At 54.7% G+C, this 13,633-nt stretch carries 11 protein-coding genes; 8 read left to right on the plus strand and 3 right to left on the minus strand.

The features are described from left to right. Positions 1-129: 129 nt before the first annotated feature. Genes ACKI61_RS11415 through ACKI61_RS11435 form a run of 5 tightly spaced genes read left to right on the plus strand, consistent with a single transcriptional unit; the run spans position 130 to position 6,016 of the window. Positions 130-1,956: an ABC transporter substrate-binding protein gene (locus tag ACKI61_RS11415; RefSeq protein WP_407457824.1), complete on the plus strand. Its 1,827-nt coding sequence runs from the start codon at positions 130-132 to the stop codon at positions 1,954-1,956. A gap of 17 nt (positions 1,957-1,973) precedes the next feature. Continuing rightward, positions 1,974-3,356 (plus strand): ABC transporter permease, encoded by a 1,383-nt coding sequence (locus ACKI61_RS11420; RefSeq protein ID WP_407457825.1) that lies wholly within the window; start codon positions 1,974-1,976, stop codon positions 3,354-3,356. Positions 3,357-3,358: 2 nt separating this feature from the next. Beyond that, on the plus strand, positions 3,359-4,204 hold the full coding sequence (locus ACKI61_RS11425) for an ABC transporter permease (RefSeq protein ID WP_072800040.1): 846 nt from the start codon (positions 3,359-3,361) through the stop codon (positions 4,202-4,204). An 11-nt stretch (positions 4,205-4,215) separates the two neighbouring features. Beyond that, the gene (locus ACKI61_RS11430) at positions 4,216-5,214 is read left to right on the plus strand and encodes an ABC transporter ATP-binding protein (protein ID WP_407457826.1); all 999 of its coding nucleotides are present in this window, start codon (positions 4,216-4,218) and stop codon (positions 5,212-5,214) included. Continuing rightward, a complete protein-coding gene (locus ACKI61_RS11435) occupies positions 5,204-6,016 on the plus strand; it encodes an ABC transporter ATP-binding protein (RefSeq protein ID WP_405341598.1) in 813 nt (270 codons plus the stop codon). The genes ACKI61_RS11430 and ACKI61_RS11435 overlap by 11 nt, the downstream gene beginning before the upstream one ends. A gap of 175 nt (positions 6,017-6,191) precedes the next feature. On the opposite strand, the gene ACKI61_RS11440 is transcribed toward ACKI61_RS11435, so the two are convergent. Then, positions 6,192-6,782 (minus strand): porin family protein, encoded by a 591-nt coding sequence (locus ACKI61_RS11440; protein WP_407457827.1) that lies wholly within the window; start codon positions 6,780-6,782, stop codon positions 6,192-6,194. A gap of 180 nt (positions 6,783-6,962) precedes the next feature. On the opposite strand from ACKI61_RS11440, the gene ACKI61_RS11445 reads away from it, so the two are divergent. Together ACKI61_RS11445 and ACKI61_RS11450 are read left to right on the plus strand one after the other, a co-directional pair. Further along, positions 6,963-8,702: a glycoside hydrolase family 9 protein gene (locus tag ACKI61_RS11445; RefSeq protein WP_407457828.1), complete on the plus strand. Its 1,740-nt coding sequence runs from the start codon at positions 6,963-6,965 to the stop codon at positions 8,700-8,702. Positions 8,703-8,840: 138 nt separating this feature from the next. Beyond that, the gene (locus ACKI61_RS11450; RefSeq protein WP_407457829.1) at positions 8,841-10,580 is read left to right on the plus strand and encodes a DUF4832 domain-containing protein; all 1,740 of its coding nucleotides are present in this window, start codon (positions 8,841-8,843) and stop codon (positions 10,578-10,580) included. A gap of 17 nt (positions 10,581-10,597) precedes the next feature. Here the strand turns inward: ACKI61_RS11450 and rpe are convergent, their stop codons facing one another. Next, positions 10,598-11,269, minus strand: a complete 672-nt coding sequence (rpe, locus tag ACKI61_RS11455) for a ribulose-phosphate 3-epimerase (RefSeq protein ID WP_407457830.1) — start codon at positions 11,267-11,269, stop codon at positions 10,598-10,600. Between the two features lie 120 nt (positions 11,270-11,389). On the opposite strand from rpe, the gene ACKI61_RS11460 reads away from it, so the two are divergent. After that, positions 11,390-11,857, plus strand: coding sequence for a glycogen-binding domain-containing protein (locus ACKI61_RS11460; RefSeq protein ID WP_407457831.1), 468 nt, complete (start codon positions 11,390-11,392; stop codon positions 11,855-11,857). A 485-nt stretch (positions 11,858-12,342) separates the two neighbouring features. On the opposite strand, the gene ACKI61_RS11465 is transcribed toward ACKI61_RS11460, so the two are convergent. Continuing rightward, positions 12,343-13,620 (minus strand): O-acetylhomoserine aminocarboxypropyltransferase/cysteine synthase family protein, encoded by a 1,278-nt coding sequence (locus ACKI61_RS11465; protein WP_407457832.1) that lies wholly within the window; start codon positions 13,618-13,620, stop codon positions 12,343-12,345. Between the last annotated feature and the right edge of the window lie 13 nt (positions 13,621-13,633).

Raw genomic sequence — 13,633 nt, forward strand, 5'->3', positions numbered from 1 at the left:
GGGGATTGCAAAAAATCCCTTTGTAAACACTATTTTTTAAAAAGCGCAGAACAATTTTTTCATTTAAATCTATATTACGAGAGAAAATTTTTCACTGAAGCTTATTATAGCTTATAAAAGAGGACACAAATGATTGGATTGAAATCGATTGCCAAGACGGCGCTTGCGCTCTCGGCATCCGGTGCGCTCCTTTCGGGTTGCGGCGACGCATCTTCCGAAGGTTCGCTGGGTGGCGCGCTTCCCCGTCAACAGACGCTGTACTTGTCGGGCCAGCAGAACGACGCTCCGGGTTCGTTTAACCCGCTAGCTGAAAGCTGGATGGCTTCCTGGCCGGTGGGCGGACGCTTCAACCTGATGTACGAACCGCTCATCACCTACAACTCCCTGAATGGTAAGATCGAACCCCTTCTGGGCACCTTGGTCGAAGAGCTTTCCAATAACGACTCCATCGTTGTGGACCTGAACCCCGCCGCCAAGTGGAGCGACGGTAAGCCGGTGACTTCTACCGACGTGACCTTCATGTTCCTGCGCGGTTCCATCAACTCTACCGAACAGATTTCCGCTATTCATATCGACACCTTGAAGAAGAACGAAGACGGTACCGTTGCTGAACGTCTTTCCTTCATGGTCGCTAAGGACAAGCGCAACAACCCGCTGACCGTGCGCGACATGTTGCAGTCGACCCGTATCGCTCCGTCGCATGTGTTTGAACCGCTGATCAAGGAAAAGGGTCTCGACGAGACGAAGAAGCTCCCCATGGACCAGAATCCGGTGATTTCGGGTCCGTACAACCTGCGTAGCGCTGACCCGAACAAGATTATTCTTGAACGCCGCGACGACTACTGGGGCAACGCCGCCCTCCATAACGGACAGCTTCCGGCTCCGAAGTTCATTGTTCACCCGATTTACAAGAACAACGAACATAATACCATCGCCATGCGCGAAGGCAACCTTGATGCCTCCCAGAGCTTTATTCCCCGCATTCAGCGTAAGGCTTCTGCAGGCGTCCACACCTGGTGGAACGAGCCGCCTTACTTCCGTCCGGGTGCAATGCCCATGCTCGTGATCAACACCCTTAAGGAACCCCTGAACGACAAGCGTTTCCGCCGTGCTCTTGCTACGGCAATTGACTACAACGCTCTGCGCCAGTTCGCCGTTTCTAACTACACCTCTACCCTCAAGGCCGGCCTCATCATGCCGACGGACCTCGAAGGCAAGTACATTGTTGACGAAGACCTCGAGAAGTACGGTGTGAACCTTGGCATCAGCGATGAAGCCGAACGCCTCGCTGCCGTGAAGCAGATTCTTTCCGAAGCGGGCTTCAAGTCCGTGTTCAACGATGACGGTACCTTGGACCACATGGAAAATGCCAAGGGCGAACGTCTCCCGACCCTCTACATCACTAGCCCGAACGGCTGGACCGACTGGGAAGCCATGGTGACTATCGCTGTCGAAGGCATGCGCAAGGCCGGTATCGATATCCGCGAAGGCTTCGTGGATGGTGGTTCCTACTGGCCGGCCATGGGTCTTGGTAACTTCGACCTCGTGATGCACAAGCCTGTCGCCGACGTGACTCCGTCTCTTCCGTGGAGCCGCTTCAACGAAATTATGGCGAGCCGCGACTGGCAGCCGCTCGGTGCCTGGGCCGGCGTGAACATCGGCCGTTACAACCAGCCGGGTTCCGAAGGCTTCCGCCCCGAAGTTGACCAGCTCCTTTCCGCTATTCCTCTGATGACGGACTCCGTGGAAATTGCGAAGGCCTACCGCGAACTCAACAAGATCTTTATGGAAGACCAGCCCTCTATTCCGCTGGTCTACCTGCCCGAACAGTTCTACGAATTCAGCGACCGCGTGTGGACGAACTGGCCCACCGCCGAAAATCCGTACGCTCCGGCACAGTTGCCGTGGGTGGCTTCGGGTACCAAGATCCTCTGGAACTTAAAGCTTGCTAAATAAAGGTTAAAGGAATACAAATGCTTAAACAATATCCTATGCTACGCTATGTCCTGCAGAAGGGGTTCTGGTATCTCCTGACCTTCGTTTTTGCAGTGGCACTTAACTTCGCGTTGCCGCGTCTTGGCGACAACAACCCGGTCGACATCATTATGGGTCAGGCCGGTAAGGGTCTTTCTCCGACTGAAGCTCAGAAGAAGAAGGCCGAACTCCTGGTGTCTTTCGGCATGGCCGAACTCGACGACCAGGGTAACGTGATTTACGAACCGGAAGTCGACGAAAATGGTCAGATGGTTACCCGTAGGGTCGCCAAGCTTGACGAGAACGGCGCCCCGGTGATGACGACTGTCAAGGAAGTCAACGAAGACGGTACCCCGAAGATGGTGGAACGCCAGAAGGTTGATGCCGAAGGCAATCCGGTATTCGAAGAAAAGCCGGTGCTCGATGCCAAGGGCAAGCCCGTGATGGTCAAGGATCCGAAGACCAAGAAGAAGGTCGAGAAGGTTGAAAAGGTTGCCGTGATGGAGTCCGTCCAGGCTGAACACCAGGACACTCTCATGGTTGAAGAACCTGTTTTCAAGACTGACCCGAAGCTCTCTTCAGCTCTCTCCCAGTTCTTCCGCTACATCGGCAACGTGTTCAAGGGCGATCTCGGTCTCTCTTACCAGAACAACGAACCGGTGACCAACGTGATCAAGAAGTCCCTCCCGTGGACGCTCCTTATCCAGGCTCCGACGATTTTGCTCGGCTGGATCATTGGTAACCTGCTCGGCGCCTTCGCTGCCTACAAGCGCGGCATCTTCGACAAGGTGTTCTTCCCCTGCGCCATGTTCCTGAACGGTGTGCCCTACTTCGTGTTCGGTATGCTCCTCGTGGCAATGTTCTCCATCACGCTCGGCTGGTTCCCGGCTATGGGTGCTTACAGCTCCGACATTCCGGAACTCACCTTCTCCTGGACCTGCATCAAGAGCGTCGCTTGGTACTACATCCTCCCGTTCTTCAGCTGCTTCCCGATTCTTCTTTCGGGTCAGGCAACGGGTATGCGCTCCATGTCGATTTATGAACTCGGTACCGACTACATGAAGTACGCCAAGTGGCTTGGTCTTCGCGAAGGCAAGATCATTAGCTACGTGTTCCGTAACGCCATGCTTCCGCAGCTCACCGGTCTTGCCCAGTCTCTCGGTGCCATGGTGGGTGGCGCGCTCATTACCGAAATGATCTTCTCTTATCCGGGCCTCGGTATGGCGATGCTCAACGCCATCCAGAAGAACGACTACGCAACAATCCAGGGTTGCACCTTGATGATCTCTACCTGCGTGCTCGTTGCAAACTTCGCCGTCGACGTGCTTATCGCCGTGTTCGACCCGCGTGTTAAGGCCGGTCTCCAAATGGGAGGTAAGTAATTATGTTGAAACTCTTAAGAAACCTTCTCAAGTCCCCGATGTTTGTCATCGGTATCTCGATCTTCGTGCTTACGCTCCTGATCGCGCTCTTTGGACCTCTCTTCTACAGCGTCGATACTCACGCTCGTGACATCCTCGCTGGCCCCTATGCAGGTTCTTCTTCTGAACACCTGCTTGGCACTGACCACCTCGGTCGTGACTACGTGTCGCTTCTGATCGCAGGGCTGCGCAGCTCCCTCTATGTGGGCTTCGTTGCCGGTATCATCGCGACGACGATCGGTGTGCTTATCGGTCTGTTCGGCGGTTTCCGTGGCGGCTGGATCGACGAAGTCCTGAACATGTTCACGAACCTCTTCATCGTGATTCCGCAGTTCGTGATTCTCGTGCTCATCAGCTCTGCCGTGAAGGACGGTCGTTCCCTCACCTTGATCGGCCTCATCATCGGTCTTACCGCATGGAGCTGGTCTGCCCGTGCCGTGCGTGCCCAGGCATCTTCGCTGCGTAGCCGCGACCACATCGCTCTCGCTCGCATCAACGGTGCATCCACGCTCACGATCGTGATCAAGCATGTGCTTCCTTACCTTCTTTCTTACGTGTTCATGGTGTTCATCATGCAGGTGGGTTCGGGTATTCTTTCCGAAGCTTCCATTTCCATGATTGGCCTTGGCCCTGTCGACACGACTAGCCTCGGCATCATCCTGAACCAGGCGAAGGACAACGGCGCTCTTGCCGACTCCATCTGGATTGCCTTCATTCCGGCGACCCTGGTGGTGACCCTTACGGTGTTTGCCCTTTACCTCATCAACACGTCTATGGAAGGCGTCTTCAACCCGCGTCTGCGCAAATAAGAGGTAACGAAATGTCTGAAAATGTATTTGAAGTAGAAAATCTCGGCCTCTATTACCTTGGCCGTTTCGGCGACAAGACTCATGCCGTGACGGATGTGTCCTTCTCCATGAAGCAGGGCGAAATCCTCGGTATCGCAGGTGAATCCGGTTGCGGTAAGTCCACACTGGTGTCCGGCCTTATGGGCATGTGCATCCCGCCGCTTTACCCCGAAAAGGGTGACGTGCGCGTTCGCGTGGGTGACCATATGGAATCCCTGATGCACCGCAAGATCGAAGACGTGCGTGCCAACGTGCTCGCCCAGCAGGTCTCCATGATTCCGCAGGGTGCGTTCAACGCTTTGAACCCGGTTCGCAAGATCAAGGATATCGCCGCTGACGTGATCGCTGCTCACCAGCAGCCGGGCAAGAAGCTCGACCACAAGGAAATCTACGACCGCCTTTGCGAACGTTTCGACCTGTTCGGAATGGATACCAAGCGCGTGCTGAACTCCTACCCGATTCAGCTCACCGCCGGTGAACGCCAGCGTTCCGTGATCGGTATTTCCACCCTGCTTAACCCGCAGATGGTGATCGCCGACGAACCGACTTCCGCTCTGGACGTTTCTACCCAGAAGGAAGTGATCAAGATGATCTTCGACCTTCTTGACAAGGGCATCTTTAGCACCATGATCTTCATCACCCACGAACTTCCGCTCCTGTACCACGTGGCAGACAACATCGCCATCATGTACGCCGGCGAAATCGTGGAATACGGCACCGCCGACCAGGTGGTGAAGGATCCGCGTCACCCGTATACGCAGGCTCTGATGGGCGCCATGCTTTCTACCGAAGCTTCCCAGCGTACCCGTCATCCGGTGGCTATCGAAGGCGCTCCTCCGAGCCTGAAGAACAAGATCGTGGGTTGCCGCTTTGCTCCCCGCTGCAAGAAGGCATGCCCCGACTGCAAGAAGAATACCCAGAACATCCGCATTGTAGGCGACCGTCAAGTGAGGTGCGATTATGCTGTCTGATAAACCCGTTGTATTTTCCGCTAAGCGCATCAGCAAGGATTTTGGTGCCGGCAAGTCCCTGAAGACCGCCGTGAAGGATGTGTCCTTCGACATCTACGACGAAGAATTCATCTCCATCGTGGGTGGTTCGGGTTGCGGCAAGTCCGTGCTCGCAAAGATCATGCTCGGTCTTTACAAGCCGACTCGCGGCCAGTTCCTGTATCGCGACAAGCCCATCAAGAACCTGAAGGCTCACTGGAACGAAGTGCAGTCCGTGTTCCAGGACCCGTTCGGCTGCTTCAACCAGTTCTTTACGATTCGTAGCCAGCTGGAAGACGCCCTGAATATCCTGAAGGACAAGCCCTCCAAGGAAGAAGTCCGCCGCCGCGTGGACGAAGGCCTGATGGCTGTGAACGTGAAGCCCGAAGATATCGAAGGCAAGTACCCGTTCGAGCTTTCCGGCGGTCAGATGCAGCGTATGCTTTTGGCCCGTATCTTCGCTCTCCGTCCGAAGGTCTTGATTGCTGACGAAGCTACCTCCATGGTGGACGCCTGTGTGCGTGCAAACATCCTCGATTACCTCCGCAAGTTGAAAGACGAGCTGAAGATGACCGTGGTGTTCGTGACTCACGATATCGGTCTTGCAAACTATGTTTCTGACCGTATCTTCATTATGCACGACGGTAAGATTGTGAACCAGGGTACTCCGGCAGAAGTGCTCGACAACACGACCGAACCGCACACGCTCAAGCTGCTTGACGATATCCCGGAAGTCCACAAGACCGAATGGATCAAGAACAGCCATCGTAGCAAGAAAGGCTAACATCATTCGCCTTCCACGTCATTGCGAGGCGCCGTAAGGCGACGAAGCAATCCACAATTGAAGAACCGCAGCGAGACCCGCTGCGGCTCTTCTTGTTGGTGGTGCGTTAGTTAGGTATAAAAGAAGGGCCCTGCGATTGCAGGACCCGTTTAAGTTCGTAGAACTTTAGGCTCGATTACATGAACCAGTAGGTGGCGCCCAGCTGGAGCTGCATGTTCTTTGCCGGATCGTCGGAGCCAATGAACTTCTTGCCGTCGACGATGGAGGTGAGACCGAGAGCGAAGCGGAAGTTCACGTCGAGGTTCGGCATGACGGCATAGCCAGCGCCGACGTCGATACCGAATTCGAAGGTGTTCAGCATCTCGGCATCGCCGAGATCGGTCGTGGTGGAGTGTGCGCCGAATTCGCGTTCAACTTCGGAGCTCAGGAGGAAGCCGAGCTGCGGACCGACTTCAATGAAGAGCTGCGGAGCTGCATTGATGCGGGCGAGAATAGGAATTTCAAGAGCCCAGGTGCTCCAGGTGACATCATCGTCGGACTGGCGGCGCAGATCGATGTCGACTTCGGGAACAACGCTAATCATCGGGTTCACAGAAACCTTGGCGGCAACACCGGCTGCAAAGCCGAGGCCCCAGGGAGCGTCGTCAGCGGCGTCACCCCAAAGGGTGCTGAAGTTCACGGCAGCGTGGCCACCGACGTTGACCTGTGCAAAGGAGAGGCCGGTCGCGAGAAGCACGGCGGCGAGTACAAGGTAAAGTTTTTTCATTTTGTTTCCTCTTGTTAGGGTTTATGATAGAAATTTAATAAAATGTTAAGAAAAGTGCACCAGTTTTTCTCAAAAATTGTCGATTGTGCCGATAATGTTTTTTTGCCGCTGGTTTCACCTGAAAACGAAAAAAAAGTGGCTTTTGTGCCTACAAATGAATTATTTAGGTATATTCTAGCCATGAATTTCTGTAAATGTGCTTTCTCTAGGATGGGCGTGACGGCATCTGCCGCGACGCTCTTGTTGACTTCTGCCGCATTTGCGGGTCCCCTTATGAACCAGCTGGGTTATGTGCCCGAGGCCGAGAAGCAGGTGGTTTACCCCGGCAGCGACGCGAACGGGCTCGAGGTTCGCGATATGAACGGCAAGACGGTGCTTAAGCTGGATGCCCCGATGGTCTACGAATGGGATTACAGCGGCGAGGAAGTGCAGACCTTCGACATTTCTGCCGTCAAGACTCCGGGAACCTACCGCCTGTTCCGTGGCGGCGAGTACGTGGGTACCCCGATCGTCGTGGGGAAGAATGTCTATGCAGACTTGGTGAAGGCTTCCCTCAAGTGGTTCTATTACCAGCGTTCGAGCATGGCGCTTGAACCGCAGTATGCGGGCAAGTGGGCCCGCGCTGCGGGCCACATGGACGATCATGTCATTATCTATGGTACAGACAAAGTAACGGGCGGCAAGGGCGCAGGCAAGACGATCAAGTCGGCTCGCGGCTGGTACGATGCGGGCGACTACGGCAAGTACATCGTGAACTCCGGCATTACCGTATGGACCCTGCTCGAAATTTACGAGAACTTCCCGAAGTATGCCGATTCGCTCACCTGGAACATTCCGCGCGAATTCCCGAAGTACCCCGAACTTCTCGAAGAAGTGCGCTACAACCTGGACTGGATGCTTACCATGCAGGACAAGGATGGAGGCGTTTACCACAAGGTGTCCACGCTGCGTTTCAGCGGAAGTGTGCTGCCTGAAAATGACAAGGACGCGCGCTACGCAATTATCAAGAATCTGACTGCGACGCTCGACTTTGCGGGCGTCATGGCGCAGGCGAGCGTGGTCTACAGGAACATAGACAAGGCTTACGCCGACAAGATGCTCAAGGCTGCCGAGAAGGCCTACGCTTGGGCGAAGAAGAACCCGACGGCATTCTACAAGCAGCCGGCCGACGTGCAGACGGGAAGCTATGCCCCCGGTAACGAGGACGGCAAGGACGAGTTCCGCTGGGCGGCCGCGGAGCTTTTCCGTGCGACCAAGAAGAAGAACTACCAGGACGACCTCAAGGGCAACGCATTCACCGCCAATGGTGCCTGGTGGGGCGACCTGAACATGCTCGCCGCCATTCGCGTGGCGCTCGATTCCGCTGACTTTGACAAGGACCTTGTTGCCGAAGCGAAGAAGGTCGTGCTGAATGAAGCCAACAACCTGCGTGCCGTGGGTGATACGAGTGCCTATCGCTTGCCCGCTTTCCCGTGGAGCTGGAACTGGGGCTCTAACAGTGCTATGGCAAACAACGGCATGGTGCTGGTGCATGCCTATTTGCTCACCGGCGACAAGAGCTACGTGGATGGAGCGCAGCAGTGCCTGGACTACTTGCTTGGCAAGAACCCGATGGACATTACCTACGTGACGGGATTCGGCTACAGGAGCCCGCGCAATCCGCACCACCGCCCGAGCGAATCGGACATGGTCGACGACCCGGTGCCGGGAATGCTCGTGGGCGGCCCGCACCTGGGCAAGCAGGATATTAACCTGGACGGCAAGGAACATTGGAAGTGCCCGAACTATGCCGCCGCCGACAAGCCGGCCCTTGCCTATATCGACAACCGCTGCAGCTATGCCACAAACGAAGTGGCCATCAACTGGAACGCGCCGCTTGCGTACCTGGCCGCTGCCCTCGAAGCGATTTATAATAAGTAGACAGTAGACGGTAGGAAGTAGGAAGGATTTGTTGTAAGAACAGCATTCTACTTCTAACTTCCGGCTTCAAACTTCCTACAAAAATATATATTACGGATATGGCTTGATGCTGTGTCCGTTTTTTTGTTGGGGGTGTCGATGAAGAAGATTTCTGAGATGACGCGGAATGTTGTGCAGATTGCCGTGCTCGGCATTTTCTTGTTTGCGACGGCACCGCTCTTTGCGGCGGGGCTTGTGAAGCAGTCAATCGACACGACCGACGCGATGGCGACACTCGAAAATTTCGACCGCGGGTTCTATACGCCGCAGGTGTTGCATTTGAAACCTTCGGGAGGCAAGCCGATTGAAAAGCCGTATGGCAAGTTGTTACACCTGCGCGCGGAAATTTCGGAATTCAGCAGTAACGCCTGGCTTTCGATTGACACGACGGGAGGGATACGCGATACGGTGCGCGGCGTGAGCCGGGACCTGACCGAAGACGCCCTGAATGTTTTGCAGCAGACCTTCGACAACATTCGCGACTTTGGCGGGCACGTGATTGTGCGAATCTGTTACGACCCGTGGTACAATGGCCGTAGCAACGTGACTCCGGCCCACGAGTGGGTGCTAAAGCATGTGAAACAGTTGGCGCCTGTGCTTTCGAAAAACACCGACGTGATTGTGGCGCTCGAGATGGGCATGCATGGCGCCTACGGCGAGATGCATTCCGATACGAGCATCACTTACGATCGCGTGGCCGAAGCGGTAAATCTGATGTTGCGCAACACTCCACCCGAATTGAAAATCCTTACGCGCACGGGAAACTATTCGGCGAAGGTGCTGGGCTTTGACAACTGGGGCGTAGACTTCCGCATCGATGGCGAGAAGTTTGCGGAGATTGCGAAGGCGAAGGGCGACACCATGTACCGCGTGGGAATGTTCAACGACGGCTATTTGGGAACGCAGTACGATTACGGCACCTGGGGCGCGGACTGCAAGACTTCTATCTGCCGCGAAGAGGGGGTGGCCTGGCTCGAGAAGTACAGCGTCAACACGCCCTATGGTGGCGAGGCCCTCACGACGGCGAGCGGCTACCAGGTCATCAACACGCCGGAATTTCTCTCTTACGAGGGTTTCCGCACGCATACGAGTTATCTGAACATCCAGTGGAACAACAACCTGATTGACAGCTGGAAAAAGACGCCCTTTAAGCAGAAGGATTTCGACTACGACCCGGCGCGTGTCGATTCGCTTTCGGGTTTCAAGTACATCAACGACCACCTGGGCTACCGCTTTGTGCTGCGCGAATCGTGGCTGAGCGATACGGTGGGGAACGACGGCATTTTGCGTGCGAAACTGCGTATCCAGAACGTGGGCTTTGGAAACCTGACGCGAAAGATGAAGACTTCGCTTTATGTTCATGGAATGGCTGATTTCGGACCGCTAGATACAATCGCTGCACTCAATATCAATAAGTCGCTAGATTCCGTCGATTTCATGAAGGTGCATAGCCGTAAAATTGAAATCAGGGGCGCCGATACGGTGATGACCTTTGACGGCAACAACGAAATTGCGTTCGAAATAAATCTAGGGATGCATAAGGACTGGGATGGAAAACTGCTGGATGCCTACTTGAAGGTTTGTAGCGAAAAGAAAACGGATGACTGCATTCGCTTCGCAAATAACATGTCGTCTGAGGATTCCGCGAATGGACTCGAAAAAATCCATATCGGAAAATTTGTCATGGATAGCCGTGTAGAAACGTCTGCTTTCTTGCGAGCTTTGCCGATACGCAATTCACTAAAGAAAAACGCCCCCTTTGTTCAGAGGGAGCGCAATAGCGTGGTTATCCGTGACAGCGAAAAGCGTTATAAAGCAAATGGAGCTACGCTTAGGTAGATTTTTTTCGATGGCGCTTAACGGCGTTCGTCTACTTGGTAGGCTCCTACTTTGACTACGAACTCGTGACACACGGCTTCGGGATCGGGCTTGCCGAAGATGGCGGAACCGACCACAAAGATATTTGCACCGGCTTCCTTGCAGGCGAGGATGTTGTCGAGCTTGACGCCGCCGTCGATCTGGATATCGAGTTCCGGCTTCATCTGGCGAAGTTCACGAATCTTGTCGAGGCAGTAGGGGATGAGGCTCTGGCCGCCGAATCCCGGGTTCACCGACATGATGAGCACCATGTCCACGATGTCGAGCACGTACTTGATGCTTTCAAGCGGGGTCGCCGGGTTGATGGCCACGGCGGGCTTTACGCCGAGTTCTGCAATCTGGTGCAGCAAGCGGTCCAGGTGGTTCGTGGTTTCGGCGTGCACGCTGATGATGGCGGCACCCGCCTTTGCAAATTCACCCACGTAGTTTTCTGGATGTTCAATCATCAGGTGACAGTCAAGCGGGAGTTTAGTGCCTTTCTTGACGCAGGCCGAGATTCCCGGGCCGAAGCTGATATTTGGGACAAAGTGTCCATCCATGATGTCGAGGTGAACAAGGCCTGCACCACCGTTTTCGACGGCTTGGAGGCCTTTTCCGAGTTCGAGGAAGTTTGCGTTTAAAACGCTTGGGGCGATGATTTGCTTGAGCATGGCCCAAATATAGAAAAGATGTATGGCACCGACAAACGGTTGTTTTGGTGCGATGGACATACTAGACGGAATCTGTTTTTTTTGCTATCTTTGGCGCCAAACAATGAAAGGAGATAGATAATGTCTAAAGGTACAAAAACTGTAGTGGGCAAGAGCACTGCCAAGAAGAGCGCTCCCAAGGCTGCCCCGAAGGCCGCCGCCAAGGCTGCAAAACCGGCCGCCGAAAAGAAGGTGGCAGAAAAGAAGGCTGCAAAGCCGGTCGCCGAAAAGAAGACTGCCGCAAAGCCGGCTGCTAAGAAGGCCGCAGCTCCGAAGGCAGCCGCAAAGGCTCCTGCTGCAAAGAAATCTGCTGCCAAGGCTACGAAGAAGGTGACCGTTGTGTTCGAAGCTAACTGCCCGCTGGCCACCACCGTGTCTGTCGCAGGCTCCTTCAACAACTGGGCTGTTGACAAGGACATGCTCAAGAAGGACAAGAAGACTGGTCTCTGGACTGGCAAGGTGACTCTCGATGCTGGCGATTACGAATACAAGTTCGTTTGCGACGGTCAGTACTGGGACGAAGGCGACAATAAGGTCAAGCACGTCTAATCGAAACCATTTTTTGTAGTAAAGGAACGCCGGGTAAATCGCCCGGTGTTTTTTTGTATGTAATGGCCTTTGTGTGTAAAAAAGGGAGCCCCACCACTTGCGCAGTAGGACTCCCCGAGGTGTTTGATGGACTCCTAACCCTCAAACATTCTTTGCGAACAAAGTTACTAAAAAAGATTCGTTTTGCGAGAGCTAGGGTCAAATTTATTTTATATAAAAAACTTACACTTTGTTCAAGTCCGTTATTTGAATGAAAAAAAAGCGATTTCATAAATTCTTGTATACACAGAAAATTGCAAACAAAAGAATTTTCTTGTATACAGCGGTTGTGGAATTGAATAGCAAATCACATTTTTTATTCGTATTATGCATACGCTTGCGTATGCGCACAAAAATAACCCGCCCCGTCAGGCCGAGCCTTCAGGTGTGCGGGTTATTGGGTGCCGGGAGGGTCTTAGAGAGGGCCGACCCCTCCCTATTTGTTATTACACCTTGTCGAGGGCCTGCGTGAGGTCCGCGATGATGTCTTCGACGTTCTCGATACCCACGCTGAAGCGGATCAGGTCCGGTGCAACGCCTGCTTCGATGAGCTGTTCGTCGCTGAGCTGACGGTGCGTGTGGCTTGCCGGGTGCAGCACGCAGCTGCGGGCGTCGGCCACGTGAGTCACGATGCAAATCATCTTGAGGTTGTCCATGAACTGGATGCTCTTTTCGCGGCCACCCTTGATGCCGAACGTCAAGACGCCGCAGGGGAGCCCGCCCTTGAACTGCTTCTTAGCAAGTTCGTGGTACTTGTTGCCCTCGAGGCCCGCGTAATCGACCCAGGCCACCTTCGGGTGGTTTTGCAGGAACTTCGCGCAGGCGAGAGCGTTTTCGCAGTGGCGCGGCATGCGCAGGTGAAGCGTTTCAAGACCCACGTTCAAAAGGAACGCATTCTGCGGTGCCTGGATGCTGCCAAGGTCGCGCATGAGCTGGGCCGTAGCCTTCGTGATGAAGGCGCCCTTGCCGAAAGCCTTCGTGTAGGCAAGGCCGTGGTAGCTCGGGTCAGGTTCGGTGAGGCCCTTGAACTTGTCGTGATGGGCTTCCCAATCGAAGTTTCCGCTATCTACGATGCAGCCGCCCACGGCCATGGCGTGACCGTCCATGTACTTGGTGGTGGAGTGAGTCACGATGTCCACGCCGAATTCAATCGGGCGGCAGAGAATCGGAGTCGGGAACGTGTTGTCCACGATCATCGGCACGCCGTGCTTGTGGGCAATGTCGGCGAAGCGCTTGAGGTCCAGGATCTTGCCGGCAGGGTTAGCCACCGTTTCGCCGAAGAAGCACTTGGTGTTCGGGCGGAAAGCCTTCTCGATTTCCTCGTCGCTAGCGTCCTGGTCCACGAACGTGCATTCGATACCGAGCTTCTTCATGGTGACGCTGAAGAGGTTGCTCGTACCGCCGTAGATGGCGCTGGTGCTGATGAAGTGGTCGCCCGCCTCGCAGATGTTGAACACGGCAAAGAAGTTCGCCGCCTGACCGGAGCTGGTGAGCATCGCAGCGACACCGCCTTCCATGGCCGCAATCTTGGATGCCACGGCATCGTTGGTCGGGTTCTGCAGGCGCGTGTAGAAGTAGCCGCTGGCCTTCAGGTCGAACAGGTCGGCCATCGCGTTGCTGGACTCGTACTTGAAAGTGGTGCTCTGGTAGATGGGGAGGACGCGCGGTTCGCCGTTTTTCGGAGACCACCCGCCTTGTACGCACAAAGTTTCGATCTTGGACATCCTTTATCCTTTT

It is taken from the genome of Fibrobacter sp., from assembly GCF_045601785.1.
Lineage (GTDB): Bacteria > Fibrobacterota > Fibrobacteria > Fibrobacterales > Fibrobacteraceae > Fibrobacter.

Bases quoted from the DNA above. Each gene is read 5' to 3' on its own strand.
- ACKI61_RS11440 (WP_407457827.1), bottom strand. From the start codon at position 6,782: ATGAAAAAACTTTACCTTGTACTCGCCGCCGTGCTTCTCGCGACCGGC.
- ACKI61_RS11420 (WP_407457825.1), top strand. From the start codon at position 1,974: ATGCTTAAACAATATCCTATGCTACGCTATGTCCTGCAGAAGGGGTTC.
- ACKI61_RS11430 (WP_407457826.1), top strand. From the start codon at position 4,216: ATGTCTGAAAATGTATTTGAAGTAGAAAATCTCGGCCTCTATTACCTT.
- ACKI61_RS11445 (WP_407457828.1), top strand. From the start codon at position 6,963: ATGAATTTCTGTAAATGTGCTTTCTCTAGGATGGGCGTGACGGCATCT.
- ACKI61_RS11425 (WP_072800040.1), top strand. From the start codon at position 3,359: ATGTTGAAACTCTTAAGAAACCTTCTCAAGTCCCCGATGTTTGTCATC.
- rpe (WP_407457830.1), bottom strand. From the start codon at position 11,269: ATGCTCAAGCAAATCATCGCCCCAAGCGTTTTAAACGCAAACTTCCTC.
- ACKI61_RS11460 (WP_407457831.1), top strand. From the start codon at position 11,390: ATGTCTAAAGGTACAAAAACTGTAGTGGGCAAGAGCACTGCCAAGAAG.
- ACKI61_RS11415 (WP_407457824.1), top strand. From the start codon at position 130: ATGATTGGATTGAAATCGATTGCCAAGACGGCGCTTGCGCTCTCGGCA.
- ACKI61_RS11450 (WP_407457829.1), top strand. From the start codon at position 8,841: ATGAAGAAGATTTCTGAGATGACGCGGAATGTTGTGCAGATTGCCGTG.
- ACKI61_RS11465 (WP_407457832.1), bottom strand. From the start codon at position 13,620: ATGTCCAAGATCGAAACTTTGTGCGTACAAGGCGGGTGGTCTCCGAAA.
- ACKI61_RS11435 (WP_405341598.1), top strand. From the start codon at position 5,204: ATGCTGTCTGATAAACCCGTTGTATTTTCCGCTAAGCGCATCAGCAAG.